The sequence below is a fragment of the Kitasatospora hibisci genome, assembly GCF_043950205.1.
GTDB lineage: Bacteria > Actinomycetota > Actinomycetes > Streptomycetales > Streptomycetaceae > Kitasatospora > Kitasatospora hibisci.
Genome location: NZ_CP171642.1, coordinates 544,444 through 570,794 on the forward strand (window position 1 = coordinate 544,444; position 26,351 = coordinate 570,794).

Consider the following 26,351-nt stretch of genomic DNA (forward strand, 5'->3'; position numbering starts at 1 on the left):
GGTGGGGTCGGATAGCGTCCGGGGTGTGGTGGAGATTCGACGGGTCGTCGGCCCGGAGGCGGAGCGCCCGGCGGTGCCCGAGCTGGTCTGGTACGCGGCGTACGGGTCGAACATGCACGCCGAGCGGCTGAACGTCTACCTGCGGGGCGGGCGGCCGGTGGGCGGGGCGCGCAGCTGCCCGGGAGCGCGGGACCGGCGGCCGCCGCGGCGCAGCGTCGCCGTGGTACTGCCCGGGGTCCTCTACTTCGCCTCGCTGTCGCTGATGTGGACCGGCGGGTCCGGGTTCTACGACCCCGGTGCGGACGGGGAGATGCCGGCCCGCGCCTACCTTCTGACCGCCGAGCAGTTCGGCGACATCGCCCAGCAGGAGATGCGCCGGGATCCGCTGGAGGACCTCGACCTCTCGCCGGTGCTCGCCACCGGCCGTGAGCGGCTCGGGTCCGGCCGGTACGAGACGCTGGTCTGCCCGGGCGACCTGGACGGGCTGCCGGTGCTGACGTTCACCGCGTCGTGGTCGCCGGCGGAGGCGGTGCTGAACCCGCCGTCCGCCGCCTACCTGCGCAACCTCGCCGCCGGGCTGGCCGAGGCCCACGGCTGGGGCCCGGGTCGGGCCGCCGACTACCTCAGCAGCCGGCCGGGCGCGGCCGGGCACTGGACCGCGGACGCCGTACGCCGGACCCTGGAGGGCGCCGGACCGGTGGGCTGACGCACCGGCAGGCGGCCCCGGACGTCAGGACCCGATCGGCGCCGGGATGCACCGGGAGGCACCGGGGCGGGCGTGGTTCGCCGGGCTGGACGAGGACGAAGCCGTCCCCGGTGCAGGAGAGCTCCCGGCCCTCGGTCACGGCGCCGTGCCGCGGCCGGCCACCGGTGTCGGCGCTCTGCGCCGGCAGCCGCACTCCGCCGCCGACCAGCCGACCAGCCGACCAGCCGACCAGCCGACCACCACGTCGTCGTCCGCGTGGACGGTTGCGGGCCGCCCGGCCTCACGATCGGCCGGCCCGCGACGGCCCGTCAGCCCGGCAGGCCGACGGCGCGGTCGCCGCTGCGGCGCTGCTGGACGACCACCGCCACCACCAGCAGCGTCCCCTGGGCGACGTTCTGCCAGAAGGAGTTGATGCCCTGCACGGTGAGCCCGTTCTCCAGCGCGCCCAGCAGAGCGACGGCAAGCAGCGTGCCGCCGATCCCGCCCTTGCCGCCCTTGAGCGCGCAGCCGCCCAGCGCGGCCGCGGTGATCGCCTTCAGCTCCAGCCCCTCGCTGCCGGAGACCGGCTGGCCGGAGCCGGTGCGGGCGGTGAGCAGGATCCCCGCGACCGCCGCGACCACACCGATCAGGGCGTACACCGCGACCAGGTACTTGTTGATCGCGATGCCGGCGAGCCGGGCGGCGGTGTCGTTGCCGCCGATCGCGTAGAGGTTGCGGCCGATGTCGGTGTACTTCAGCAGCACGTGCACCGCCGCCGCGGCCAGGATCAGGATCCAGACCATCACCGGCAGCCCCGCGATCCTCCCGCGGCCGAGGAAGACGAACACCGCGTCGTTGAGCACGTACCCCTGGGCCCGCCCGTCGGAGACCAGCTGCGCGACGCCCTTGTAGGCGGCGAGGCCGGCCAGGGTCGCGATGGTGGCGTTGACCCGCCCGTAGACGATCACCGCGCCGTTGAGGAGTCCGACCAGCGCGCCGACCGCGAGCGCGACGGCCGTGCCGGCGAAGGCGTTGGAGCCGGCCGAGGTGAAGGCCATCGCGCTGACCACGGAGGCCAGGCCGGCCTGGGAGCCGACCGAGATGTCCAGGCCGCCGCAGATGATGACCACGGTCTGCACCACGGCGAGCAGGCCGGTGATGGTGGCGGCCTCGGCGATGACCTGGATGTTGGTCCAGCTCAGGTAGTTGTCGTTGAGGATCCCGAACACGGCGAGCACCGCGAGGAGCGCGCCGACCAGGCTGAGGTTCTGGCCGCCGAGCCCGGCCAGGGCGCCGAACGGGCCGGCGGGCCGGGTGCGTGCGGTGCTCTTGGAAGGGTTCTCGACGGCCGGCGGGGTGGCGGCACTGGTCATGAGGAGGCTCCGGAGGCGGTCGTGGTGGTGATGTCGTCGGCCATGGCGAGTCTCAGGACGGCGGCCTCGGTGGCTTCGGCCCGGCTGAGTTCGCCGGTGACCCGCCCGCCCTGCATGACCACGATCCGGTCGGCGAGGCCGAGCAGTTCGGGAAGCTCGGAGGAGACGACGAGGAGGGCGACGCCCTGTTCGGCCAGGTCGGCGATGATCTTGTAGATCTCGGCCTTGGCACCCACGTCGATGCCGCGGGTCGGCTCGTCCAGGATGAGCACCTTCGGCCTGCGGGCCAGCCAGCGGGCCAGGACGACCTTCTGCTGGTTGCCGCCGGACAGGGTGCGGACCTCCTGTTCGATGGACGGGGTGCGCACCCGCAGCCGGTCGGCGTACTGCCGGGCGAGGTCGCGCTCGGCGGAGCGGCGCACGAAGCGCAGCCGGCGCAGGCGCTCCAGTACGGCGATGGAGGTGTTCTCCCGGATCGGCCGGTGCAGGAAGAGGGCCTGGTCCTTGCGCTCCTCGGGGGCGAGCCCGAGGCCGGCCCGGACCGCCCTGCCGGGGCTGCCCGGCAGCAGCGGGCGGCCGTCCAGGGTGATGCCGCCGCTGCGCACGGGCAGGTCGCCGGCCAGGGCCAGGGCGAGTTCGGAGCGTCCGGCGCCGACCAGGCCGGCCAGGCCGACGACCTCGCCCGCCCGGACGGTGAGGTTGACGCCGCGGACGTGGTCGGTGGTGAGGTCCCGGACGTCCAGCACGACGCGATCGGTGGCGACCTCGCGCCGTTCGAACAGGGTGGAGAGGTCGCGGCCGACCATCTGGCGGACCAGGTCGCCCTCGGTGGTGCGGCTCGCTTGCTGCACGCCCACGAGGGCGCCGTCGCGCAGCACGGCGATCCGGTCGGCGATCCGGAAGATCTCGCGCATGCGGTGCGAGACGTAGACGACGGCGATGCCCCGGGAGCGCAGACGGTCGATGAGCGCGAAGAGGGCCTCCGTCTCGTGCTCGGAGAGCGAGGAGGTGGGCTCGTCGAAGGCGATCAGCTTGGCCTCGCCGGTGAGGGCGCGCATGATCTCGACCAGTTGGCGCTGGGCGGCGGTCAGGTCGGAGCCGAGCAGCTCGGGGCCGAGCAGGCCGGAGAAGCCGAACCGCTCCAGGTCCGCGGTGGTGCGGCGGCGCAGCTCGGCGCGGTCCAGCCGGCGGCCGGCGGCAGTGGGCAGGGCGCCGACGTGGACGTTCTCGGCGACCGAGACGTGCGGGACGATCTCGGGCTCCTGCGGGACGATCCGGATACCGAGGGCCCGGGCCTGGGTCGGCGAGCGGAGTTCGACGCGCTCGCCGTCGATGAGGACGTGGCCCCTGCTGGGCCGGTGGTCCCCGGTCAGGATCTTCAGCAGGGTGGACTTGCCGGCGCCGTTCTCGCCCATGAGGGCGGTGACCCGGCCGGGCGGGAAGTCGAGGGTGACATCGGTGAGCGCCCGGACGGTGCCGAAGTGTTTGCTGACGTCCGCGAATCCGGTGGCGCCGCCGGTCGGGCGGCGGGCACCGGTCCGGTCGGTGCCGGTCCGGTCGGTGCGTGGCCCGTCCCCGGTCGGACGGGGTTCGGTCGGACGGGGTTCGGTCGGCCGGTCCTCGACCGGGTGCGGTGCGCCGGTGGGGTGGTGGTCTCCGGTGGGGCGGGACGCGCTGGTCACGGCTGGGTCACCTCGGTGCTTCGGGCGGGAGGGCGGTGCGGCCGGGCGGCCGGGCAGCCGCCCGGCTCGGGGCCGGGGCGGCCACGAGTGAGGACCGGTCAGTTGCAGCTGACCCCGGCGCTCTTCCAGGTGGCGGCGTCGACCATGGTGGTCTTGGCGAACACCTCCGCGGGCATCTCCTTGCCGTTCCTGAGCTTGTCGTACATCGTCTGGACGGCGAGCGCGCCGACGTCCCGGCCGTTGATGTAGAGGGCGGCCTTCATGCCGGTGGGCTGGGTGCCGCCCCAGTCCTTGCAGGCGAGGTAGGCGCCGAGGCCGACGCCGATCACGTCGTCGGCGCCGACGCCGGCGTTGCGCAGCGCGGTGACCCCGCCGTGCACGTTCTCGTCGTTGCAGCCCCAGACGACCCAGTGCTTGACGCCGGGGTTCGCGGTGACCGTCGCGGCGACCTTGTCCTGCGCGCCGGTGGGGGTGTTGTCGGTCGCCACCTCCAGGGTGCGCACGCCCGGGGCGGCGGCGTCGAAGGCCTCCTTGGCCGCCTTGACCCGGTCCCCGCAGACGGTGACGTCCTGCTTCCAGGCCGCGATGATCCGGGTGTCGGCCGCGGTCCAGCCGGCCTTGGTGTACTCCTCGGCCGCCCGCTTGCCGACCTCGCCGCCCATCTGGGCCCCGCTGAACCCGACCCGCGGCACCAGGTCGGTCGTGGCGCAGGACGCCGGGTCCGGGCCGGTGGCGCAGACCTGGTCGTCCGAGGTGAGCAGGCCGATCTTCGCGTCCCGGGCGGTCTGGACGACCTGCGGCCCCACCGCGGGGTCGGGCACCACGACGATCACGCCGTTGGTCTTCTGCGCGATGGCCGCCTGAACCTCGCTGACGGTCTTGTTGGCGTCGTTGCCGAGGTTCACCACCTTGAGGTCGACGCCGAGTTCGGCGGCCTTCGCCTTGGCTCCGGCCGCCTCGCCGACGAAGTACTCCTGGTCGCCCTGCTTCTGCAGGTAGGTGATCGAGATCCTGCCCTCCACCGGGGCGACCGACGGGGAGCCCGACGTGGCCTCCTGTCCGGTGGAGCACCCGGCGGCGGTGAGGCCCAGGGCGAGCAGGAGACCGGCGGGGGCGCGGCCGGTGGTGCGTCGGATCATCAGGGGGTTGCTCCTCTGCGCCGGGCGGCGGGTCACGGATGTCCGGCCCGCTCTACGAACAGTCAGATCTCAACAGGTTCAAACGTGATGTGAAATATCGCATCGCCCCCATCCCGGCCGTCAAGGGCTCGGACGCGCCGAGATCAAGCTGTGACATGACCTGGTCGATTTTGCCAACTCTCCCATGTAACAGCCGATTCGGCCGGAGAGACCGATCCGCGACCGCCCCCTTGAGTCCAGCCTCCGGGCGCGCCTATGCTGCGTTGCTTTCTGTTTGACGTTCCAACAGAAACGAACGGAATGGTTCACCATTCCCCCAACCCCCCACACTCGCGGATGCTGGAGCACCCATGCGAACACCCCTGCCCCGGTCACGGCCCCGCGCCCTGGCCCGACAGCTGGCCGCCCTCACCCTGGCGGCCTCCGGACTCGGCGGCACCGCCCTGGGCGCCGCCGCCCCTGCCGCCGCCCTGGGCAACGGCCCCACGCCGAACGCGAGCCCCGCACCGGCCGGCACCCCCGCCCTCGGCAACGGACTCGCTCTCACCCCGCCGATGGGCTGGAACTCCTGGAACACCCTGGGAACCGGGGTCACCCAGGAACAGGTCGTCCAGACCATCGACTTCATGGCCGCCAACGGCCTGGTCGAGGCCGGCTACGACACCGTCACCATCGACGACGGCTGGTCGGAGAACCACCGCGACGGTCAGACCACCGACCTGGTCAAGAACTCCTACGGCGCCATGCAGCTCTACGACGCCGCCGGGAACCCGGTGAGCGGCACCGACGGCACCGGTATCGACCCGACCAGCGGCCATCTGATCCCCCACCCCGGCCGCTTCCCCGGCCGCACCGTCAACGGGCAGCCGGTCAACGGGATCCAGTACCTCGCCTGGTACGCCCACAGCAAGGGCATGAAGTTCGGCCTCTACGCCACCGACACCTACACCACCTGCCAGGGCCACCCCGGCAGCCTCGGCCACGAGGGCACCGACGCGGCCGACTTCGTCGCCTGGGGGGTGGACTTCGTCAAGTACGACGACTGCCCCTACGGCCCGCCGATCACCGGCCCGGACGGCCACAACTACGGGACGCAGGGCGAGGGCAGGGAGCTGACCCGATCCGTCTACGCCCGGGTCCGCGACTTCCAGCGGGCGCTCGACGCGGCCTCCGCCACCCAGGGCCGGCCGCGGGTGACGGTCAGCGTCTCCGCGCAGCCGGTGCACACCGGCATCCCGTACCTGCTGGCCGGGGACGACCCGGCCCGTACCGACCCGGTGGTGGTCGCGGCCGGAAACCCGCCGTACGAGGCCCCCGGCTACGCACCCACCGGCATCTGGTGCGGCCAGGTGGCCAACCTCTGCCGGATCGGCGGCGACCGCGGGCCCGACCTCGAAGGCGTGCTCTACAACGGGCAGTTGCGCACGACCCTGCAGTACCCCGGCAACGTCCGGCCCGGCAGCTGGAACGACATGGACATGATGTTCGCAGGCTGGCAGGATCCCTACGGCCTCTGGGGCACCACCGACACCTGCCCCTGCCACGAGCCGATGACGCTCACCGAGTCGCGCAGCGAGATGTCCGTCCTGGCGATGGCCGCCTCCCCGCTCATCTCGGGCGCGGACTTCCGCAGCCCCGAGGACTCCCGGCACACCCAGGACGGCTACACCTGGTCCACCGGCATCGCCCCCGAGCAGCTGGCCGTCTACAAGAACGCCGACGTCGTCGCCGTCGACCAGGACGGCCTCGCCGAGCCCGCGACCCTGGTCGGCGCCCCGCCCGCGAACGGCGCCGCGCCGCTCGTGCTCAAGCGGCCGCTCGCAGACGGCGACACCGCCGTCCTGCTGGTCAACCAGGACCCGGCCGCCACCCGGACCGTCTCCACCACGCTGGCCGACCTCGGACTGCCCGGCCCCGGCTACTCCGCCAAGGAGCTGTGGACAGGGTCCACCGGCAACGTCACCGGAACGCTCACCGCCTCGGTGGAGCCGCACGGCGTCGCGATGTACCGGCTCAGGCCGTTGCCCGTGACCGTCCCGGCCGCGGTGGTGGGCGACGGCCGCTACCACGGCCTCGGCGCGGGCGGCACCGGCGGCCTCGCCCTGGAGGTGCAGGGCACCTGCAGCGCGCCGGACGGCTCGGTGCTCGACGTCAACACCTGGTGGTGGTGGCACACCTCGGAGAAGTGGACGTTCACCGCGAACCCCGACGGCACCGTCCGCATCACCGACGACTGCGACACCCCCACCCAGCGGCACGGCACCCTCACCGGCCCGAACTCCCCGGGCGGCGCCGCCTGGGTGCTGAACCGGTGGGACCCGAACAGCCCGCACCAGAAGTGGCGGGTGGAGCAGAACACCGCGACCGGGGCGCTGACCATCACCAACGTGGCCACCGGCCTGGTCCTGGACTCCCCGCAGACCGCCGCGACGTCACCGGTCGTGCTGAACCGGCCGGACGGCGCGGCCGCCGGGCAGTCCTGGTCGCTCCTCAACTGACCTTCCCTCCCCCGGCACCGCCGGCCGCCGGGCCGGCGGTGCCGGCAACCCGTCCGCACACCCACTCCTGGAGGACCCTTGCGTTCCCGCCGCTCCGCCCCGCGTCGCCGCATCGCGTCGGCGCTGACCGCCCTGGCGCTGTCAGTCGGCGCCGGCGCCCTCTCCACCGGGCTCCAACTCGCCACCGCACCACCGGCCGCGGCCCTCGACAACGGCCTCAACCTGACGCCGCAGATGGGCTTCAACAACTGGAACTCCACCTGGTGCGGCGCCCAGTTCAACGAGGACATGATCAAGGGCATCGCCGACCTCTTCGTCAGCAAGGGGCTCAAGACGGCCGGCTACCAGTACGTCAATCTGGACGACTGCTGGGCGCTGCCCCTGCGTGACGCCGAGGGCAACCTCGTCGCCGACCCGGTCCGCTTCCCCAGTGGGATCAAGGCGCTCGCCGACTACGTCCACGGGAAGGGGCTGAAGTTCGGCATCTACTCCAGCGCCGGCATCCACACCTGCGACGTGAAGGGCTTCCCCGGAGGCCTGGGCCACGAACAGCAGGACGCCGACCTCTGGGCCTCCTGGGGCGTCGACTACCTGAAGTACGACAACTGCAACAACATGGGCATCGACGCTCAGAAGCGCTACAAGACGATGGGCGACGCGCTGAAGAAGACCGGCCGCCCGATCCTCTACAGCATCTGCGAGTGGGGCAGCACCGGCCCGTGGAACTGGGCGGCCCCGATCGGCAACTCCTGGCGCACCACCGGCGACATCAGCGACACCTGGCAGAGCATGATATCCATCGCCCAGGCCAACCAGGGCCTGGCGGACTACGCCAAGCCGGGGGCGTTCAACGACCCGGACATGCTGGAGGTCGGCAACGGCGGCATGACCGGCACGGAGTACCGGACCCACTTCAGCCTCTGGGCCGAGATGGCCGCCCCGCTGATGATCGGTACCGACCTGCGGATGGCCGAGTCGGAGACCTTCGAGATCCTGACCAACGCCGACGTCATCGCCGTCGACCAGGATCCGCTGGGCAAGCAGGGCTCGGTCGTCTCCAGCACCGACGGCCTGGTGGTGATGTCCAAGCCGCTGGCGGACGGCGGCCGCGCCGTCACGCTGACCAACGAGGGCTCCTACGACGCCACCATCACCACCACGGCGCAGACCGTGGGCATCGGCGGCGCGAGCTCCTACACCGTCAAGGACCTCTGGTCGAAGAAGACCACGACCGGTGACGGGACCGTCAGCGCCACGGTTCCGGGGCACGGCACCGCCATGTTCCGGGTCACGCCAGGCTCGCCGGTCTCCCCGCCCACCGGGACGACCTATCTGAGCGACCTCCCGTTCAAGTCCGTCACCAACTACTGGGGCCCGGTCGAGCGCGACCGCAGCAACGGCGACCACGTGGCCGGCGACGGACAGGCCATCACCGTCCGCGGCCGCTCCTACCCGAAGGGCCTCGGCGCGCATGCACCCAGTGAGATCGCCTTCCACCTCGGCGGCACCTGCAAGAACCTGGTGACCGACGTGGGGGTGGACGACGACGCCTACGGCCACGGCTCCGTGGTGTTCCGGATCTACAAGGACGACACCCTCGTCGCCGACAGCGGCACGCTCACCGGCAAGGACCCGGCCAAGCACCTGACCGCCGACCTCACCGGGGCCGCCACCGTCCGCCTGGTGGCCACCGACGCCGGCGACGGCACCAGCTGGGACCACGCCGACTGGGCCGGCGCCAAGCTCGCCTGCGGCAACGGCCCCGCCGCCGGAACCCACCCGCTCTCCGACCTCGCCTGGAGCTCGGCCGGCAACAGCTGGGGACCGGTCGAGAGGGACATGAGCAACGGCGACAACCAGGCCTACGACGGCGGCATCATCACCATCGCCGGCACCACCTACGAGAAGGGCCTCGGGGTCAACGCCTTCAGCGAGATCGTCTACTACCTCGGCGGCACCTGTTCCTCGCTCGCCACCGACGTCGGCGTGGACGCCGAGGCCCAGGGCCGCGGCACCGTCTCCTTCGAGATCTACGCGGACGGCACCAAGGTCGCCGACAGCGGGCGGATGACCGGCATCACCCCCGCCAAGCACCTCACCGCCGACCTCACCGGCGCCTACGAGCTGCACCTCGTGGTCACCGACGGCGGCGACGGCACCAACAGCGACCACGCGGACTGGGCCGACCCCGTGCTCAGCTGCTGACCGCAGCCGCACCGGCGCCACGTGACCGAACGGCGGCGCCGCGTCGGGGCCTCCCCCGGCGTGGCGCCCGCCGCGCGGCGCCGTCGGGGGTGCCGACCGGGCCGCGCGCGGCACAGAAGAACACAAGGGGGAACATGACCGGACATGACCGGACAGGAACCGACAGAACCCGTTGGGGGGATCCCCCGCCCGCCTGCCATGATGGCGGTGACCGCCGGCAGAGCGCCGGCGCCGACCCGGAGGTGATCCGCCATGGCCGACAGCGCCCAGCCCCTCGCCGGACAGCGACGCATGCTGATCCTGGAGCGGGTGCGGTCGCGCGGCGCGGTCCGGGTCGCCGACCTGGTGCGCGACCTCGGGGTCTCCGACATGACGGTCCGTCGGGACCTCGACGCGCTCGCCACCCAGGGCCTGGTCAACAAGGTCCACGGCGGCGCGGTGCGGATCGAGGCGCCGCTCAGCGGCGAGCCCGGCTTCGAGACCAAGGCGTCCTGGGAGCTGCCGGCCAAGGCGGCGATCGCCCGCGCGGCCGCCGCCCTGGTGGCGCCGGGCTCGGCGGTGGGGCTGGCGGCCGGCACCACCACCCACCTGGTGGCGCGGCAGCTGCGCGGCGTCGAGGGCCTGACCGTGGTCACCAACTCACTTCGGATCGCCGAGGCCCTGGAGGATCCGGGTGAGGACGGCAGCCCGGCCGGCGCGACGGTCATCCGCACCGGCGGGGTCCGGACTCCCTCGGACGCGCTGGTCGGCCCGGTGGCCGACCAGGCGATCCGGTCCCTGCACGTCAACGTGCTGATCCTGGGGTGCCACGGGCTCTCCCCGGCGACCGGGCTCACCACGCCCAACCTCGCCGAGGCCGAGACCAACCGGGCCTTCCTGCAGTCCGCCCGCCGGGTGGTGGTCGTGGCGGACCACACCAAGTGGAACGCCCTGGGCCTGGCCTCGTTCGCCTCCCTGGACCAGGTCGACGTCCTGGTCACCGACGACGGGCTGTCCGAGGAGGAGCGGGAGGCGGCGGCTCAGCTCGTCGGCGAACTGATCGTCGCGCCGACGACCTGAGCCCCCGCCCGCGCGGCCTGCTGCTCAGCAGGCCGCGCGGGCCGCGGGTCGGGCGTGCACCGCGGGTCGGGCGTGCACCGCGGGTCAGGCGTGCCGGGCCGCGGCTTCCGCTTCGAGGCCGAGGAGGGCCACGGCCTGCTCCCGCATCTCCACCTTGCGGATCTTCCCGGTGACCGTCATCGGGAACTCGTCGACGAGGTGCACGTAGCGCGGGATCTTGTAGTGGGCGATCCGTCCGGTGCAGAACTCGCGGAGGGTGTCGGCGGTGAGCCCGGTGGCGCCGGGGCGCAGCCGGATCCAGGCCATCAGCTCCTCGCCGTACTTGGCGTCCGGGACGCCGATCACCTGGGCGTCCAGGACGTCGGGGTGGGTGTAGAGGAACTCCTCGATCTCGCGCGGGTAGACGTTCTCGCCGCCCCGGATGACCATGTCCTTGATGCGACCGGTGATGTTGAGGTAGCCCTCGTCGTCCATCACGGCCAGGTCGCCGCTGTGCATCCAGCCGTCGGCGTCGATCACCTCGGCCGTGCGATCGGCCTGGTCCCAGTAGCCGAGCATCACCGAGTAGCCGCGGGTGCAGAGCTCGCCCGGCGTGCCGCGCGGGACGACCTCGCCGGTCTCGGGGTCCACGACCTTCACCTCCAGATGCGGGCCGACCCGGCCGACCGTGGAGACCCGGCGCTCAAGCGGGTCCGCGGCACGGGTCTGGGTGGAGACCGGCGACGTCTCGGTCATCCCGTAGCAGATCGACACGTCGCGCATCCCCATCCGCTCGACGACCTGCTTCATCACCTCGGTCGGGCAGGGCGAGCCCGCCATGATCCCGGTGCGCAGGCTGCTGAGGTCGTGCTCGGCGAAGCCGGCGTCGTTGAGCTCGGCGATGAACATGGTCGGAACGCCGTAGAGCGAGGTGCAGCGTTCGGCGGCGACCGCGCGCAGCGTGGCGGCGGGGTCGAAGGCGGCGGCCGGGATCACCACGCAGGCGCCGTGGGCGAGCGCCGCCAGGTTGCCCATCACCATGCCGAAGCAGTGGTAGAAGGGCACCGGCACGCAGATCCGGTCGAGTTCGGAGTAGCCGCAGAGCTCGCCGACGAAGTAGCCGTTGTTGAGGATGTTGCGGTGCGAGAGCGTCGCGCCCTTGGGGAAGCCGGTGGTGCCCGAGGTGTACTGGATGTTGATCGGGTCGTCCGGGTGGAGGGCGGCGCCGAGTTCGGCGAGCCGGCCGCGGTCGAGGCGGTCGCCGGCGGCGAGCAGGTCGTGCCAGGCGCCCGAACCGAGGAGCAGGACGTCCTTGAGGTCCGGGCAGCGCGGGCCGGCCTCGGCCAGCATGGCCGCGTAGTCGGAGGTCTTGAAGGACGGCGCGGCGATCACCGTGCGGATGCCCGACTGCCGCAGCACGTACTCCAGTTCGTGCACGCGGTAGCCGGGGTTGACGGTCACCAGGACGGCGCCGATCCGCGCGGTGGCGTACTGGACGAAAACCCACTCCGCGCGGTTCGGCGCCCAGATCCCGACCCGGTCGCCGCAGCCGACTCCGAGCGCCAGCAGCCCGGCCGCCACCCGGTCCACCTCGGCGGCGAGTTCGTGGTACGTCCAGCGGCGCCCGGCCGGCAGGTCGACCAGCGCCTCGCGTCCGGGGTGGGCGGCGACGGCACGGTCCAGGGCGGCGCCGATCGTCTCGTCCAGCAGTGGCGTGGCCGACGTACCGGCGCTGAGGCTCAAGGACGGGGTGGGCATGCGGCGGCTCCTCGGCTCGTCCGGACGGCTGCCGCCCGAGTCTATGCAGGGCGGCGCCCGCCGTCATCGGCTCCGGCGATCGCGCACCGCGGATCCGTCCGGCCGCCCCGCCCGCGCCCCGGGAACGCCCGCCCAGCTCACCGCTTGACGATCCGGTCGAGGACCTCGGCGAGGCGCGCCTTCACCGCCTCCCGGTGGTGGACCGGCTGCGGTGCGGACTCGCTGTTCGGACGGACGCCGCGGTCGGCCATGATGTAGAGCAGGCGCAGCGTGCGCAGGCAGTTGGTGAGGCCGGCGGACACCGGGGTGCTGATGCGCTCGGCCCCGTAGCCGGCGGCGATCGGCTCCAGCCAGGCCGTGGCCGCGCGTTCGCCGAGGTCGGTCCGGGTGAGGACGCGGCCGATCGCCCGTGCCAGCCGGTCGTCCTCCAACTGGTCGAAGACGTGGTCGGTGGGCGCCGTCAGCCGTGCGGCGGCGAGCTCCAGCATCCGCACCGGGTCCACCTCGGGGTGGCGGCCGAGCCGCGCCAGCAGGTCCGCGCCGTGGGCGACGGCGTGGAGCCAGCCGAGCTTCTCGTCGTGGCCGCGGAGGTCCTGCTCGGCCGGGTACCAGCGCTCGAACGCGTCCACCCAGGCGGGCCGGACGTCCCCCTGCTCCACGATCATGTCGAGCACGAGGGGGGCGAAGGTACGGGCCTGGACCTCCGGGTCGCCGAAGCGCGCCGCCATCTCGTCGCCGAGGGCCAGGCGCCGGGGCCGGTCGACCACGCCGCGCTCGATCCAGGTGGCGAGGACGGTGTAGGCGGCGCCGTCCCGGACCAGCGGGTCGGGATCCGCCAGCGCGCGGGAGAGTTCGCCCACCAGCGCATCCGTCGGGAGGTCGTCGGGGACGGCGCAGTCGGCCGCTTCGATCCGGTTCCAGTCGATCACGGCAGGCAGGATAGACCGGTCGTGCCGTGCCCCACACGGCATTTACCCGCCGGTCCGCGGTCCCGGGAAGCCGCTGCGGGCGGTCGCCGGAGGCAGGTCACGGCGGTCGCGGCGGTCGCGGCGGCGTCCGAATCGGCGTCCGGCGCCGTTCCGCGCCGTGCCTTCCGCCGTTCGCCCCGGTGGGCTGGGAGCATGGCACGACGGCAGCGCCCTGCGCCGTCCCCATGCCGAAGGAGCACGTATGACAGGCCAGTTCGAGGCGACCGTCGACGTCGAACGCCCGATCACGGACGTCTTCGCCTTCCTCGCCGACGGCCGGAACGATCCCGCCTTCAGCCCGCGTGTCCTGGAGATCCGCCGGACCCCGGACGGGCCGACCGCCGCCGGCACCGTGTTCACCAGCCGGGTCAAGGACGCCGGGATGAGGACGAGCCGGGAGATCCTGATCACCGAGGTGACGAACCCGACCCGGCTGCGCTGGACCGAGACGTCGAAGAACCTGGTCACCTCCGCCTCGGGCGGCTACGACCTGGCGCCGCTGTCGGCCGGGGCGACCAGGATCCGGATCTTCAACGTCCTGGAGGGTCACGGGTTCGGCAAGCTGCTGGTCGGTCTCGCGGTGAGCGCCGCGCGCAAGGACGCGACCGCCTTCGGCTCCCGGATCAAGGCGGCCGTCGAGGCCGCCGTCCCGCGCGGCGACGGGTAGCGGAACGGCCGGGCGGCTCAGCGGGGACCGCGGTCCGGCGGGCCGCGGTAGCTGCACCTTCGGGCAGAGATGATCAGGAGGCCTCAGTGCAGAAACGATCATTCAGGTAGATTCACAGGGGTCTGACGATCAGTCGGCAGGGCTGTCGCGACGGTGCGTGCCGTCGTGCACCACGCCGGCGCCCGATCCGCCCCTCCTCCGAGACAGGACGCCCATGCCCGCTCCGCACCCCGCCGTCAGCCGGCGCGCCGTCGTCGGCGCGATCGGCGCGGCGGCCGCCGCACTCGCCGTCTCCCCCGCCGCCCCCGCGGCCGCCGCGGTGACCACCACCCCCGCGCCCGGCACGGGCGCCCCCGGGGGCCGGTCGCAGACCGCCCGGACCGTCAGCGTTCCCGCCACCCGGGCGCACTCCGCGGCCGGTGCCGAGGCCACGAGCGTGCAGGCCGACTTCCCCATCCGGTACGTCGGGGTCAGCTGGGACGGCCCGCACCGCGGCGCCGCGATCCGGCTCCACCGGGACGGCGCGGCGCCGGGCCCCTGGCGTGCCCTGCCCGCCGGCTGCGCGGGCGGCCCCGACCGTCCGGCCCACCGGGACGCCGACGCGAGCACCCGCACCGCCACCGCGCTGATCGCCGCCGACGGCGCCTCCGGCTACGAGCTGCGGCTGCCCGACGGCGCGGGCAACCTGCGCACCACCGCGTTGGACACCGTGCACGGCCCGGCCCGCACCGCGGTGGTCGCCGCCGCCGCGCCGGCCTCGCTCTGCGGCGTCGAGTACCTGCCGCGGGCCGCGTGGGGCGCCGACGAGTCGAAGCGCTTCAAGAACGGCGTGGAGAACTCCCCCGCCAAGTACTACCCGCTGCAGACCCTGACGGTGCACCACACGGACACCGCCAACGCCGACCCCGACCCGGCGGCCACCGTCCGGGCGATCTACGAGTACCACGCCGTCACCCTGGACTGGGGCGACATCGGCTACCACTTCCTGATCGACGAGGCCGGGCGGATCTACGAGGGCCGCTGGTCGGGCGACGACGGCCTCCCGGCGCAGGACGCCACCGGAAAGGTGGTGACCGCCTTCCACACCGCCGGCTTCAACTCCGGCAACCTCGGCATCGCCCTGCTCGGCACCCTCACCGACCAGGAGCCGACGCCACAGGCCCGCCGCTCGCTGACCGGCCTGCTCGCCCTGGCCGCCCGCACCCACGGGCTCGACCCGCAGGCGAAGGTGACCTACGTCAACCCGGTCAACGGGGTGACCAAGCCGGTCGACATGATCAGCGGCCACCGCGACTGGCTCGCCACCGAGTGCCCGGGCGGCGTGATGTACGCGAGCCTGCCGACGCTGCGCACCGAGGTGGCCGCGCTGGGCGGCGCCGGGCGCTAGACCCTCTCCCGGGGCGCCCGCGCGGGTCACCCCCGTGCCCGCGGGGGCGCCGGCCCGGCCCCGACCCAGTGCAGAACCCGCACTGGGTCGGGGCCGAGCCGACCGCGGACACCGTGCGGGGCGACGCCGTCGTGGTGCCGGTGCAGTCGCCCAGACGACGGAGTCGTCCGCGCCCGGTCCGAAGTCGCCCGTGGGCCGGCAGACGCCCTGGGTCGGGCCCGGGTGCCCGTCGACCCGGGTCACGCCCGGCTCGGGCCGGGGCCGGAGCCATCGGCGACGGCCCCGGGAGGTCCGCCGCATGGTGCGCGGGCGTCCCATGGGCGTCCTCTCGTCGTGCGCAGGACTGCGCATCCGTGGTCGCACCGCGCCGGGAGCCGTCGGCAGGCCCCTACGACGCGGCCCACCGACCAGGCTCAGAACACCGACCAGCCGGTCGCCGTGGTGAGGGCGTCCAGCGCGGCCACCCCGAGGACGGAGTTGCCGGCCGCGTCCAGGCCCGGGCTCCAGACACAGACGGTGCCCCGACCCGGCAGCACGGCGAGGATCCCGCCGCCCACGCCGCTCTTGCCCGGCAGGCCCACCCGGTAGGCGAACTCGCCGGCCGCGTCGTAGGTGCCGCAGGTCAGCAGCACGGCGTTGATCCGCTTGGCCTCGCTACGCGAGAGCAGCCGGCTGCCGTCGGCCCTGATCCCGTGGCGGGCGAGGAAGAGGCCGGCCAGCGCGAGGTCGCGGCAGCTCGCCGTGATCGCGCAGTGCGCGTAGTAGTGGGCGAGGACGCTGTCGACCGGGTTGCGCAGGTTGCCGTAGCTGGCCATGAAGTGGGCCATGGCGGCGTTGCGGTGGCCGTGCCGGGCCTCGGAGGACGCCACCGAGTCGTCCACCCCGACCTCCGGGTTGCCCGACTCCGCTTGGAGGAAGCCGCGGACCGCCCCCACCGCGTCGCCGGTCAGCTTCAGCAGCCGGTCGGTGACGATCAGGGCGCCGGCGTTGATGAACGGGTTGCGCGGGATCCCCTGCTCGGTCTCCAGCTGCACCAGCGAGTTGAACGGGTTGCCGGAGGGCTCGCGGCCCACCCCGGCCCAGAGGCCGTCGCCGCCCTCCGCCAGGGCCAGCGCCAGGGTGAACAGTTTGGACACCGACTGGATCGAGAACGGGTGCTGCCAGTCCCCCGCACCGAACACCGCGCCGTCGACGGTGGCGATCGCCATCCCGAAGGCGGTCGGGTCGGCCTGCGCGAGCGCCGGGATGTAGTCGGCGACCCGACCGCGATCCGGCGACCGGCGGGCCGTCTCCATGGCGTCGTCCAGCAGTACCCGGTAGTCCACATCGTTCACCCGCACATTCTGGGCCACCGCCCCGAGCAGGCACGATCCGGGTCCACCCGGCGGCCCTGCAGCCACCCGCCGGGCGCCGGCGCTCCGATCTGATGCGATGTCAATATTCTTGACGCACCGGCATACACGCCGTTCCGGGGACAGTAGGGTGTCCCGACCGGCATGACGCCGCGGTGACGGCCGCGGCGGAAGCGGCGCCGCGAGAACGGCGGCCGGCGAGAGCGGCACTCCCCCGGGCCGGCCCGGGGGCGGGGAGGGGAGCGGACGGGATGGCCGACGGCACGACGGCGGAGCCGGGGGCGACGGGCGGCGGGCGGGAACGCCCGGGCGTCCCGCGCACCAAGGTGGACCGGCTGCTCCGCGGGCGGCGCGGCAGCGGGCGGAACGGGTTCCAGGAGCCGTCCTCGCGGCTCGGCATCCCCGCCGCCCGGCCGGCGACCGAGGCCGTCCCGAACCCGCCGACCCGGGTGCTGCCGGGCACCCGCGCCGATCCGGCTCCGACGACCGGCGGAGCCCCTGCCGCACCCGCGCCGCCGCCGGCACCCCCCGGCGCGCCACCAGCCGCACCGCCCGGCGGACCCGGCTCCGGTCCGGCCCCGGGCACCGCCCCCCGGGGCCCCGCCCCCAGGCGCGGCGGCCACTTCGGCGGCGCCTTCCCGGCGGCGCTGCTCGACCGCTACGAACCGCTCGGGGTGGCCGGCTCGGGCACCGAGGGCACGGTCTGGCAGGTACGCCGCACCGACGGCGGCGGCGAGGCCGCGGTGAAGGTCACCGTCGCCGGGCAGGCCATGGACCCGGAGCTGCTGGAGCACCTGCGCGACGACGGCTACCGCCGCCACGTGCCGCTGATCACCGGGCACGGCCGGGTGGAGCACGCCGGGGCGCACTGCGACTGGGTGGCGATGGAGTACCTGCCGGTCACCCTGGCCGACCACTTCGCCGAGCTGCAACGGGCGGGGCGGGCGGCCGACGGTGCGGAGACCGAGCGGATCGTGCGCGAGCTCGTCGGCCTGCTGGACTTCTGGCAGCAGCGGATCCGGCGGAACCCGGTCGACTTCAAGCCGTCCAACATCCTGCTCCGCCCGACCACGGCGCCCGACGGCACGGCCGGGCCACCCGAGTTCGTGATCGCGGACTTCGGCGGCGTCGCCCGGCTCACCGCCAGCCGCAGCTTCTCCCCCGAGATGCAGGTGACCGTCGCGTACATGGCGCCCGAGCAGCTGGCCGGGACCAACCGCGCGGAGGGCCCCTGGTGGGCGCTGGGCAACGTGCTGTACGAGCTGTTCACCGGCCGCCCCCGCTACCTGGGCGCGGACGGGCTGCTGCTGAGCGACGAGGTGCTGCAGTACGACCTGGTGATGGCCGCGGAGGTGGACCTGTCCGGGGTCGCCCACCCGCGCCGGCAGCTGCTGCTCCAGGGCCTGTTCACCAGGAACCCGGTGCACCGCTGGACCGCGCCACAGGTCCGGACGTGGCTGGCCGGCGGCAGTCCCGAGGTGGTGCGGCCGGCCGTTCCGTCTGGCGGTTCGCCCGTCGCACCCGCCCACCGCCCGATCACCTTCCTCGGCGACCTCTTCCACGACCCGGCCGCGCTGGCCACGGCCATGCTCGGGCGGTCCGCGGACGCGGCGCACTGGCTGGCCCAGGGCGGCGCCCAGCGGCTGCGGGAGTGGCTGAGCGACGAGGTGCGGGACACCGTCGTCGACCTGAGCCAGCTCCGCGACGTGGAGCGGCTGCGCGGACCCGGGCGGGCCACCGCGGCAGCGGTCGCCGTCCTCGCCTTCGGCGCCGCGTTCGCGCCGGGCACCGTGCCGTCCTACCGGAACCATGCGATCGACTCCGCCGGACTGGCCCGGCTCGCCGCCGATCCGGGGCTGGTCGCGCTGGTGGACGAGCTGGTCGCCGGCTCGGTGCCGGCCGTCGCGGCCCGGTACGACTGCGACCACCCGGAGTGCTTCGGCGAGCAGTGCGCGCGGCTGCTCGCCGTGGCCGAGCTGCCCGCCGTACTGGCCGCGGTGGAGGAGGCCGCCCGGGAGGTCGGCGGCGGCCGGCGCGGCGGCGACGGGCTGAGTGCGGACGAGCGGACCGAGGCGTACCGTCTGGTGGTCCTGCTGACGGTCCGCGCCGAGGAGCACCCCGAGCTGGTGGCCCGGCTCTCACCGCTGCCGGCCGTCCTGCACCGGCTCGCCGAGCCGGCACTGCTGTCCACGCCGGTGGCCGTGGCCTCGGCCGTCGCGGTGAACGCCGCCCTGGCCGCGCGCACCGCCGTCCGCCGCGAGGCGCCGGACCCGGTACGGCGGCGCTGGTCCGCGCTGCGGCGCCGGGCGGTGGGTGCCGACCCGGCGACGGTGACCGGCCGGGCCGCCCTGGTGGCCGCCGCGGTGCTGCGGACCAGGACCACCCCCGCGGCCGGGCCGCACGGGCACCGCCCGTCGGCCAGGCGGGACTGGCTCGGCGTCTGGTGGTCCAACGCCCGGACGGCACTGCCGCGACAGGTCGGCGCGGTCGCGCTGGTGACCCTCGCCCTCGCCCTGATGCTCTGGTCGGGCGCGGTGTGGCGGTTCGCCCTCGACGCGCGGGCCGAGCTGCTGATCCTGCCGAACGGCGGCTTCGGCGGCCCGCTGCGGGGCGCCGGCGAGCTCGCGGCCCGGCAGGTGGTCGGCCAGCTCGGCGCGGCCCTGGTGGCGGCGGTGGTCGCGGCCGTCTTCCCGGCCCGGGTCGGACGCTGGACGCTGCTGCTCGCCGCCGCTGCCGCGTTCGCCGTGGGCTACCTGCGGCTCGGCCCGCCCATGACGTTCGCCCAGCCGCCGCAGGCGCTGGCCGACCGCATCGTGGTGTTCGAGGGCGGGCTGGGCAGCTGGGCCGGCGTGGCCGCGGCCCTCGTGGTGCTGCTGGCCGTGTTCCTGGTCGAACGCGCCGCGACCGGGATGCTGAAGCCCGTGCACGAGGCCCGGGGGCGCACCGCCCGCGAGTGGAGCCGCCTCGCCGCCCGCCGCCGACCGGCCGGTACGGGCTCGCCCGCGCCCGCGCCGGACCCGGCCCGGTGGCGGCCCGGTCGCGCGGGCCTGCGCGACCGCGTGCTGTACGTGCTCGGCACCGCCCATCTGCTGGTCGTCCTGCTCTGGGCGACGGTCGAGGTCCGGCTGACCGCCACCGGGCACCATGCCACCCCGTCCTCCTGGGGCACCGGTCAGGTCGGTGCCGGCTACCAGGCCGACTTCGCGCTGCTGTTCGCCGTCCTGGCCGTGCTGAGCGTCCTCGCCACGCCGCGGACCGCGCGTCGGCTGCTGGGCCTCTGGGTGGTCGGCGCCATGGTGCTCGGCTCCTGGCCGCCGCCGCTCGGCCCGCTGGAGGCTCTGCGCATCCCGGTGGCGCGCGGGCAGTTCGAGGCCGTCGCCGAGCTCTGGGGTCACGGCGCCTTCTGGGCCGCCCTGTTGGTGGCGCTCCCCGTGGTCACCCTCGGCGTCCTGCGGACGGCGCGCCGCACCACGCGGTGACCGGGGCCCCACACACCCGGCCGTGGAGAGAGTCCCCGACTCGGCGCTCCTGCAGCACCTGTGACGGTACGTAGGGGCATGGCGCACCGCCTTCCACCGCCAACATACCGCGCACCGGGGGGCTTGCGGCAAGGCGGTGATCATGATGCATGATCGTCGACCGAGGCCGAAGTCTCACAGGAGAGAACGGGGGACCGCGACGTGCGCGTGTTGTTGACGGCTTACGGGTCCCGCGGGGACATCGAGCCGATGATCGGGCTCGCGGGACAGCTGCGGGCGCTCGGCACGGAGGTGCGGGTGTGCGCGCCGCCGGACTTCGCCGAACTGCTGGACGCCGCCGGCCTCCCGCTGGCGCCGATCGGACAGCCGATGCGACCCGTGGCGACCGCGGCGGTGACCGGGAAGACGCCGATGCCGGCGGAGGGCCTGGCCCAGCGCGCGGCCGCGCTGGTCGCCACGACCTACGACGCGGTCGTCGCGGCGGCCGAGGACTGCGACGCGGTCGTGGCGACCGGGCTGCTCCCGGCCGCGGCCGCGGCGCGGTCGGCGGCCGAGACGCTGGGCATCCCCTACGTGTTCGTGGCCTACTTCCCGAGCTACCTGCCGTCCCCGCACCACCCGCCGTTCCCGCGGCCGGGCAGGCCGTTCCCGCCGGAGGTGACCGACAACCGGGTGCTGTGGGACCTCGACGTCGAGACCATGAACGTCCTGTTCGGCACCGGTCTCAACGCCCACCGGAAGACGGTCGGCCTGCCGCCGGTGGACCACTTCCGCGACTACGTCCTGACCGACCGGCCGTGGCTGGCGGCCGACCCGGCGCTGAGCCCCTGGCTGCAGCCGGCGGACCTCGACGTGCTGCAGACCGGTGCGTGGCTCCGGGCCGACGAACGTCCGCTCCCGGCCGGGTTGGAGGCGTTCCTGGCGGCGGGCACGCCCCCGGTGTACGTGGGCTTCGGGAGCATGCCGATCCGCGACGCGCAGGACGTCGCCCGCGCGGCGGTCGAGGCGGTCCGTGCGCAGGGCCGCCGCGTGCTCCTCTCCGGCGGCTGGGCCGACCTGGCCCTGACCGACGACCAGGACGACTGCCTCGCCGTCGGCGAGGTCGACCACCACGCACTGTTCCCCCGGGTGGCCGCGGTCGTGCACCACGGCGGCGCGGGCACGACGACGACGGCCGCCCTGGCCGGCGCACCCCAGGTGGTGGTGCCCCAGCTGGCCGACCAGCCGTACTGGGCCGGCCGCGTGGCCGAGCTGGGCATCGGCGCGGCCCACGACGGTCCGACGCCGACCTTCGCGTCCCTGTCGGCCGCGCTGGAGGTGGCCCTGAGCCCGGAGACCCGCGCGCGGGCGGCCGCCGTGGCAGACACGGTCGGCGCCGACGGGGCTGCGGTGGCGGCGAAGCTGCTGCTCGACGTCATCGGCGGGGCCCGGGAGGTGTCCGCGTGAGGCGCGGGAGCGCGTAGCGCCCGTCCGGCGTGCCGACCCCGGCGCCCGGTGTCGGCCGGGTGCGGCACGCTGGGCCCCGACCGCCCCACGAGGGGAACGATCACGCACCGGCCAGCGACGACGGCCCCGCACCGCTGCGGACCGAACCGGCGCTGGGGGTCGCCGTCCCGGCGGGGCTCACCAGGCAGGTCTGACCCGGACGGCTGCGGGCCGGGCAGCTGTCGACCGACCGCTCACCTGCGCGCGGCGCCGCCGTCGGCCCCGGCCGCGGGCCGTTGCCGCCCCCGCCGATGCTCCTGCGCGGCCTCGCGCAGGAGCCCGGCCAGGGCGTCGGCGTGCGGGTGCGGGCGGCGCCGGGCGCGGGCGATCCCGAAGTGCCGGGCCGGGCGCGGCGGCGTCACCGGCACCGTACGGGTGCCGGGCAGCACCGGGTCGAGCGCGACGTAGGGCACCAGCGAGACCCCGACGCCCGCGGCGACCAGGGAGCGGGCGAAGAAGTAGTCGGTGGTGGAGCCCGCCACCCGGAGGTCGAAGCCGGCCACGGCCGCGTGCCGGCGCAGAAAGGCCTCCGTCTTCAGGCAGCCCATGACCCAGCGCTCCTCGGCGAGTTCGGCCAGGTCCAGGGCTTCCCGGCCGGCCAGGCGGTGGCCTTCGGGCAGCACCACCGAGAGCGGATCGTCCATCAGCGGCTCCCAGTCGAGCCCGGAGCGGTCCCCGGGCAGGACCGGCAGCGGGCCGTCGAAGTGGTAGGCGAGGGCGAGGTCGGCGGTGCCCTCGCGGACCATCGGCAGGCTGTCCTCCGGCTCCCGTTCGAGGATCCGCAGTTCGACGTCCGGGTGGTCGGCCGCGAAGCGGCTCAGCACGCCCGGCAGCAGGTGGCGGCCGCCGCTGGTGAAGGTGGCGAGGGTCAGCCGGTGCCGGGCCGCACCGAGGCGGCCGATCTGCTCCTCTGCGTGTCTCAGCTCGGCGGAGATCGCCGTGGCCGCGTCCACCAGGAGCCGCCCGGCCTCGGTGAGCCGCACCCCGCGGGTGGAGCGCTCCACCACGGCCGTCCCCAGCCCGCGTTCGAGCGCCGCGACCTGCTGGGAGACCGCGGACGGGGTGAGCAGCAGCGCGGCCGCCGCACGGTTGAAGCTGCCGTGCTCGGCGACCGTGCGCAGCACGGTCAGCCTCCGGACGTCGATCATCGCACTCCCACGGTCAGGACGTGTTCCCGGTCAACAGCTCTGCTGATGACGCGTTCAGCAAGTCGGCAGTTCTGCTGGGGAGCATAGGCGAGCAGAGTGGTGCCCGTGAACGACACCCTGCGAAACGTCTGCGTCATCGGCGGCAGCCGCTACTTCGGCCTCCACCTGGTCACCCTGCTGCGGGACTCCGGTGCCCGCGTCACCCTCGTCAACCGCGGTTCGGCACCACCGCCGCCCGGGGTCGACCACGTCGTCGCCGACCGGTCGGACGGGGCCGCCCTCGCCGCAGCGCTCGGCGGGCGCACCTTCGACGCGGTGCTCGACCAGGTGCTCTACACCCCTGCGGAGGCCCTGGTGGCCCGCCGGGTCTTCGCCGACCGCACCGGCCGGTACGTGATGACCTCGACGATGGAGGTCTACGACCCCGCGACCTCGCCCCTGGTGCACACCACCCCGGGCGTCCCGGTGCCCGAGGAGGCCGTGGACCCGGCGCAGTGGCCGGTCGACCTCGGTCTCCCCTGGCAGGACGCGGCGGCGCTCGCCCGCCGCTTCGACGAGGCGACGCGCTACGCGGAGGGCAAGCGGCAGGCCGAGGCCGTCCTGGCCCGGGACGCGCCGTTCTCCTGGGCCACCGTGCGAAGCGCACACGTCCTGGGCGGCGGCGCCCGGGACTTCACCGGCCGGCTGGCGCACTACACCGGGCTGATCGCCGCGGGCGGGCCGGTCGCCGTGCACCGGCGGCCGCAGCCGACCTCCTTCGTCCACCACGAGGAGATCGCCGCCGCGCTGGTCCGCGTGGCAGCCTCCGACGCCGCCGGGCCGGTCAACGCCTGCTCCCCGGAGCCACTGGACGTGCTCGCGCTGGCCGACCTGATCGCCGAACGGCTCGGCGCCACCGCCCACCACCGGGTGGTCGAAGGCGGCGAGGCCTCACCGTTCTCCTTCGACCGCTGGTACCCGATGGACGGCCGACGCGCCCAAGGGCTCGGTCTGCGCTTCTCCCCGGTAGCCGACTGGCTGCCCGGGGCCGTCGCCGAGGCCGCGGCTGCGCCTGCGGCCGACGCCGCGTCACGAAGGGCGGCGTGACGTGCGACAGCGCACCGTCGGCGGGGCTGCCGTCAGCGCGATCGGGCTCGGCGCCATGCCGCTCTCGGTCGAGGGCCGGCCGGACGAGGAGACCGCCCTGGCCACCCTGCACGCCGCGCTCGACGCCGGCGTCACCCTGATCGACACCGCCGACTCCTACCACTGGCACGCCGCCGAAGTCGGCCACAACGAGCGGCTGGTGGCCCGCGCGCTGGCCGAGCGCCCGGCCGCCGACCGGGCGGCCGTCCTGGTCGCCACCAAGGGCGGGCGCGGCCGTCCCGGCGACGGCTCCTGGACGGTCGACGGCCGGCCGGAGCACCTGCGGCGTGCCTGCGAGGGCTCGCTGCGGCGCCTCGGCACCGAGGCCGTCGGCCTCTACCAGCTGCACAAACCCGACCCGCGGGTGCCGTGGGCCGAGTCGGTGGGCGCCCTGCGCGAGCTGGTGGATGCGGGCAAGGTCCGCGCGGCGGGCATCTCCAACGTGGACGAGCAGCAGATCCTGACGGCCCGGGAGATCCTCGGCCCGGCCCTGGTCTCCGTGCAGAACCGTTTCTCCCCTGCCGTCCGCACCTCCGAGCCCGAGCTGCGGCTGAGCGAGCACCTGGGCCTGGCCTTCCTCCCGTGGAGCCCGCTCGGCGGCCTCGCCTGCAGCGTCCTGGACGACCCGGCGGACCGGGCGGCCACGACCGGCGCCTTCCACCGGATCGCCGCCGCGCGCGGGGTCTCGCCCCAGCAAGTCGGCCTCGCCTGGCTGCTCGCCCTCTCCCCCGTCATGGTGCCGATCCCCGGCGCGCGCCGCGCGGCCAGCATCCGCGACTCCGCCGCGGCCGCGGAACTCGACCTCGGCCCCTCCGAGCTTGCCGAACTCTCCGCCCCGTTCGACGCGGTCGGGACGTAGGGTGCCGGGCCGGGAGTGCCGTTCCCGCCCGTCTCACCAAGGCCTCCGGGCGGTCGTCCCGGCGGGCGGGGCCGGCGGGTCCGCCGGTCCGCCCGCGCGGCTCTCCCGACACGAACGGCCGGGGGGCGTCAGGAACGGTCGGGGACGGTCACGAGCCGTCGGCCGGTCCCGGCTGGACGGCGCAGAGCGCGTTGACACCGCCCGCGCCGAACGGCGCTCCACCGAGCAGGGTGGTCAGCACGCCCCGGCAGACGGCCGCCTCCTGCGGCGTCTTCGGCCCCTCCGCGGCGGCCGGCTGGGCGAGCAGCAGCACGGGCGCCGTCAGCAGCAGTACGGAACAGGCCGCACGGGCGGCGTACTTCGTCGACTTCGACAGGACCGGGTTCATCTCGGGACCTCCGGATCGGGATCGGGACGAGCGATTCCTATCCGAAGCAGCGCGCCCGAGCGCGGACGCTGCGCCGTCCGAGGGCGTGTCAGTGCTCCGGCCGCTACGGTCGCGCCCCACGTCAGCCCCCGTGCGTCAGCCCCCGTGCGTCAGCCCCGGGCCCGGGCCCGGGGCTGACGGCGGTTCGGGGGCACACCCACCGGTCCCGGCGGCGCGGCGGCGGCGCGCTCAGCCGCTGGTGAAGGAGGCGCCGGGCGAGGCCAGGACCTTCGCCGCGCAGGCGTGGCCGCGCTCGGCGGCGGCCCGCAGGTCCCGGCCGGCCAGGAAGCCGGCCAGGAAGCCGGCGGCGAACGCGTCGCCGGCGCCGGTGAGGTCGCGCACCTCGCCGACCGGCGGGACGGGCACCGCGAACGCGTCCCGGCCGGGGGCGTCCACGGTGGTCGCCTCCGCGCCGGACTTGGTGACCACCGTGGTCGCGGCCAGCCGGGCGCGCTCCGGGCCGGGGCGGCCGTCGACGAGCAGCCCGAGGAACGCGGACTCCTCCCGGTTGGCGAACAGCAGGTCGGGCGCCAGCTCGGCGGCGAGGGCGAGGAAGCGCTCGCGGCCGAACGCGGCCAGCATGCCGGTCGAGGAGGCGTCCAGCGAGACGGTGCCGCCGGCCCGGCGCACCCGCCGGACGGCGTCCACCGCCGTGGTGCCGACCGGCTCCCCGTCGAAGGAGTAGGCGGGGACGTGCAGGTGGGTCAGCCCGGCCAGCCAGGCCTCCGGAACGGCGTCGAGCAGCAGGGCGGCACCCCGGTCCGGGAGCATGGTCCGCTCGCCGGCTTCGTCGATGAGCACCACGATGCTGCCGGTCGCGCCCCGGCGGGCCACCCGGACGTCCACGCCGTGGCCGGCCAGTTCGGCGACGACGCCGTCCCCGGCCGGGTCGTCCCCGACGCAGCCGATGAAGCGCACGGGCCCCTGGCCGGCGGCCGCGAAGCAGGCGGCGACGTTGGCCGCGCTGCCGCCGCGGCGCCGGAACACCCGGGCGCTGGAGTCGGTGCCGTGCCGCAGCGGGCCCTCGACCCAGACGACGACGTCCTCGACCAGATCGCCGAGTACCCCGAGCACGG

The 26,351-nt window shown here is 74.7% G+C and carries 19 protein-coding genes; 10 read left to right on the plus strand and 9 right to left on the minus strand.

Features of this window, described 5'->3' with window-relative positions:
• Positions 1-25: 25 nt before the first annotated feature.
• Positions 26-706 (plus strand): histone deacetylase, encoded by a 681-nt coding sequence (locus ACF9IK_RS02610; RefSeq protein ID WP_395292595.1) that lies wholly within the window; start codon positions 26-28, stop codon positions 704-706.
• A gap of 308 nt (positions 707-1,014) precedes the next feature.
• Here ACF9IK_RS02610 and ACF9IK_RS02615 read toward each other — a convergent pair whose 3' ends face one another.
• From ACF9IK_RS02615 to ACF9IK_RS02625, 3 genes are all read right to left on the minus strand, one after another.
• On the minus strand, positions 1,015-2,058 hold the full coding sequence (locus tag ACF9IK_RS02615) for an ABC transporter permease (protein WP_395292596.1): 1,044 nt from the start codon (positions 2,056-2,058) through the stop codon (positions 1,015-1,017).
• Positions 2,055-3,740, minus strand: coding sequence for a sugar ABC transporter ATP-binding protein (locus ACF9IK_RS02620; RefSeq protein WP_395292597.1), 1,686 nt, complete (start codon positions 3,738-3,740; stop codon positions 2,055-2,057). The genes ACF9IK_RS02615 and ACF9IK_RS02620 overlap by 4 nt, the downstream gene beginning before the upstream one ends.
• 98 nt (positions 3,741-3,838) lie before the next feature.
• Entirely contained in the window at positions 3,839-4,879 is a 1,041-nt protein-coding gene (locus ACF9IK_RS02625; RefSeq protein WP_395292598.1) for a substrate-binding domain-containing protein, read from the minus strand.
• Positions 4,880-5,229: 350 nt separating this feature from the next.
• Between ACF9IK_RS02625 and ACF9IK_RS02630 the strand changes: the two genes are divergently transcribed.
• From ACF9IK_RS02630 to ACF9IK_RS02640, 3 genes are all read left to right on the plus strand, one after another.
• Positions 5,230-7,377 carry a hypothetical protein gene (locus ACF9IK_RS02630; protein ID WP_395292599.1) on the plus strand — a complete coding sequence of 716 codons (2,148 nt, stop codon included), beginning with the start codon at positions 5,230-5,232 and terminating at the stop codon, positions 7,375-7,377.
• 78 nt (positions 7,378-7,455) lie between these two features.
• Positions 7,456-9,582 (plus strand): NPCBM/NEW2 domain-containing protein, encoded by a 2,127-nt coding sequence (locus tag ACF9IK_RS02635; protein ID WP_395292600.1) that lies wholly within the window; start codon positions 7,456-7,458, stop codon positions 9,580-9,582.
• 252 nt (positions 9,583-9,834) lie between these two features.
• The gene (locus tag ACF9IK_RS02640) at positions 9,835-10,641 is read left to right on the plus strand and encodes a DeoR/GlpR family DNA-binding transcription regulator (RefSeq protein ID WP_395292601.1); all 807 of its coding nucleotides are present in this window, start codon (positions 9,835-9,837) and stop codon (positions 10,639-10,641) included.
• An 84-nt stretch (positions 10,642-10,725) separates the two neighbouring features.
• On the opposite strand, the gene ACF9IK_RS02645 is transcribed toward ACF9IK_RS02640, so the two are convergent.
• Both ACF9IK_RS02645 and ACF9IK_RS02650 read right to left on the minus strand, forming a co-directional pair.
• A complete protein-coding gene (locus ACF9IK_RS02645; RefSeq protein WP_395292602.1) occupies positions 10,726-12,378 on the minus strand; it encodes an AMP-binding protein in 1,653 nt (550 codons plus the stop codon).
• A 137-nt stretch (positions 12,379-12,515) separates the two neighbouring features.
• Complete coding sequence (locus tag ACF9IK_RS02650; protein ID WP_395292603.1) at positions 12,516-13,307, minus strand: DUF2785 domain-containing protein; 792 nt, start codon at positions 13,305-13,307, stop codon at positions 12,516-12,518.
• Between the two features lie 241 nt (positions 13,308-13,548).
• Between ACF9IK_RS02650 and ACF9IK_RS02655 the strand changes: the two genes are divergently transcribed.
• Together ACF9IK_RS02655 and ACF9IK_RS02660 are read left to right on the plus strand one after the other, a co-directional pair.
• Positions 13,549-14,013 (plus strand): SRPBCC family protein, encoded by a 465-nt coding sequence (locus tag ACF9IK_RS02655; RefSeq protein ID WP_395292604.1) that lies wholly within the window; start codon positions 13,549-13,551, stop codon positions 14,011-14,013.
• Between the two features lie 214 nt (positions 14,014-14,227).
• A complete protein-coding gene (locus ACF9IK_RS02660) occupies positions 14,228-15,400 on the plus strand; it encodes an N-acetylmuramoyl-L-alanine amidase (RefSeq protein WP_395292605.1) in 1,173 nt (390 codons plus the stop codon).
• 413 nt (positions 15,401-15,813) lie between these two features.
• Here the strand turns inward: ACF9IK_RS02660 and ACF9IK_RS02665 are convergent, their stop codons facing one another.
• Positions 15,814-16,725, minus strand: coding sequence for a glutaminase (locus ACF9IK_RS02665; protein WP_395298453.1), 912 nt, complete (start codon positions 16,723-16,725; stop codon positions 15,814-15,816).
• A 278-nt stretch (positions 16,726-17,003) separates the two neighbouring features.
• On the opposite strand from ACF9IK_RS02665, the gene ACF9IK_RS02670 reads away from it, so the two are divergent.
• Together ACF9IK_RS02670 and ACF9IK_RS02675 are read left to right on the plus strand one after the other, a co-directional pair.
• A complete protein-coding gene (locus ACF9IK_RS02670; protein WP_395292606.1) occupies positions 17,004-20,231 on the plus strand; it encodes a protein kinase domain-containing protein in 3,228 nt (1,075 codons plus the stop codon).
• Positions 20,232-20,480: 249 nt separating this feature from the next.
• Positions 20,481-21,677: a glycosyltransferase gene (locus ACF9IK_RS02675; protein WP_395292607.1), complete on the plus strand. Its 1,197-nt coding sequence runs from the start codon at positions 20,481-20,483 to the stop codon at positions 21,675-21,677.
• 233 nt (positions 21,678-21,910) lie between these two features.
• Here the strand turns inward: ACF9IK_RS02675 and ACF9IK_RS02680 are convergent, their stop codons facing one another.
• Positions 21,911-22,864, minus strand: coding sequence for a LysR family transcriptional regulator (locus tag ACF9IK_RS02680; protein ID WP_395292608.1), 954 nt, complete (start codon positions 22,862-22,864; stop codon positions 21,911-21,913).
• Positions 22,865-22,969: 105 nt separating this feature from the next.
• Here ACF9IK_RS02680 and ACF9IK_RS02685 point away from each other — a divergent pair, with 105 nt between their 5' ends.
• Complete coding sequence (locus tag ACF9IK_RS02685; protein ID WP_395292609.1) at positions 22,970-23,950, plus strand: reductase; 981 nt, start codon at positions 22,970-22,972, stop codon at positions 23,948-23,950.
• Position 23,951: 1 nt separating this feature from the next.
• Positions 23,952-24,848: an aldo/keto reductase gene (locus tag ACF9IK_RS02690; RefSeq protein WP_395292610.1), complete on the plus strand. Its 897-nt coding sequence runs from the start codon at positions 23,952-23,954 to the stop codon at positions 24,846-24,848.
• A 148-nt stretch (positions 24,849-24,996) separates the two neighbouring features.
• Here the strand turns inward: ACF9IK_RS02690 and ACF9IK_RS02695 are convergent, their stop codons facing one another.
• Both ACF9IK_RS02695 and ACF9IK_RS02700 read right to left on the minus strand, forming a co-directional pair.
• On the minus strand, positions 24,997-25,236 hold the full coding sequence (locus ACF9IK_RS02695; protein WP_395292611.1) for a hypothetical protein: 240 nt from the start codon (positions 25,234-25,236) through the stop codon (positions 24,997-24,999).
• A gap of 228 nt (positions 25,237-25,464) precedes the next feature.
• Positions 25,465-26,349 (minus strand): carbohydrate kinase family protein, encoded by an 885-nt coding sequence (locus tag ACF9IK_RS02700; RefSeq protein ID WP_395292612.1) that lies wholly within the window; start codon positions 26,347-26,349, stop codon positions 25,465-25,467.
• Positions 26,350-26,351: the final 2 nt, after the last annotated feature.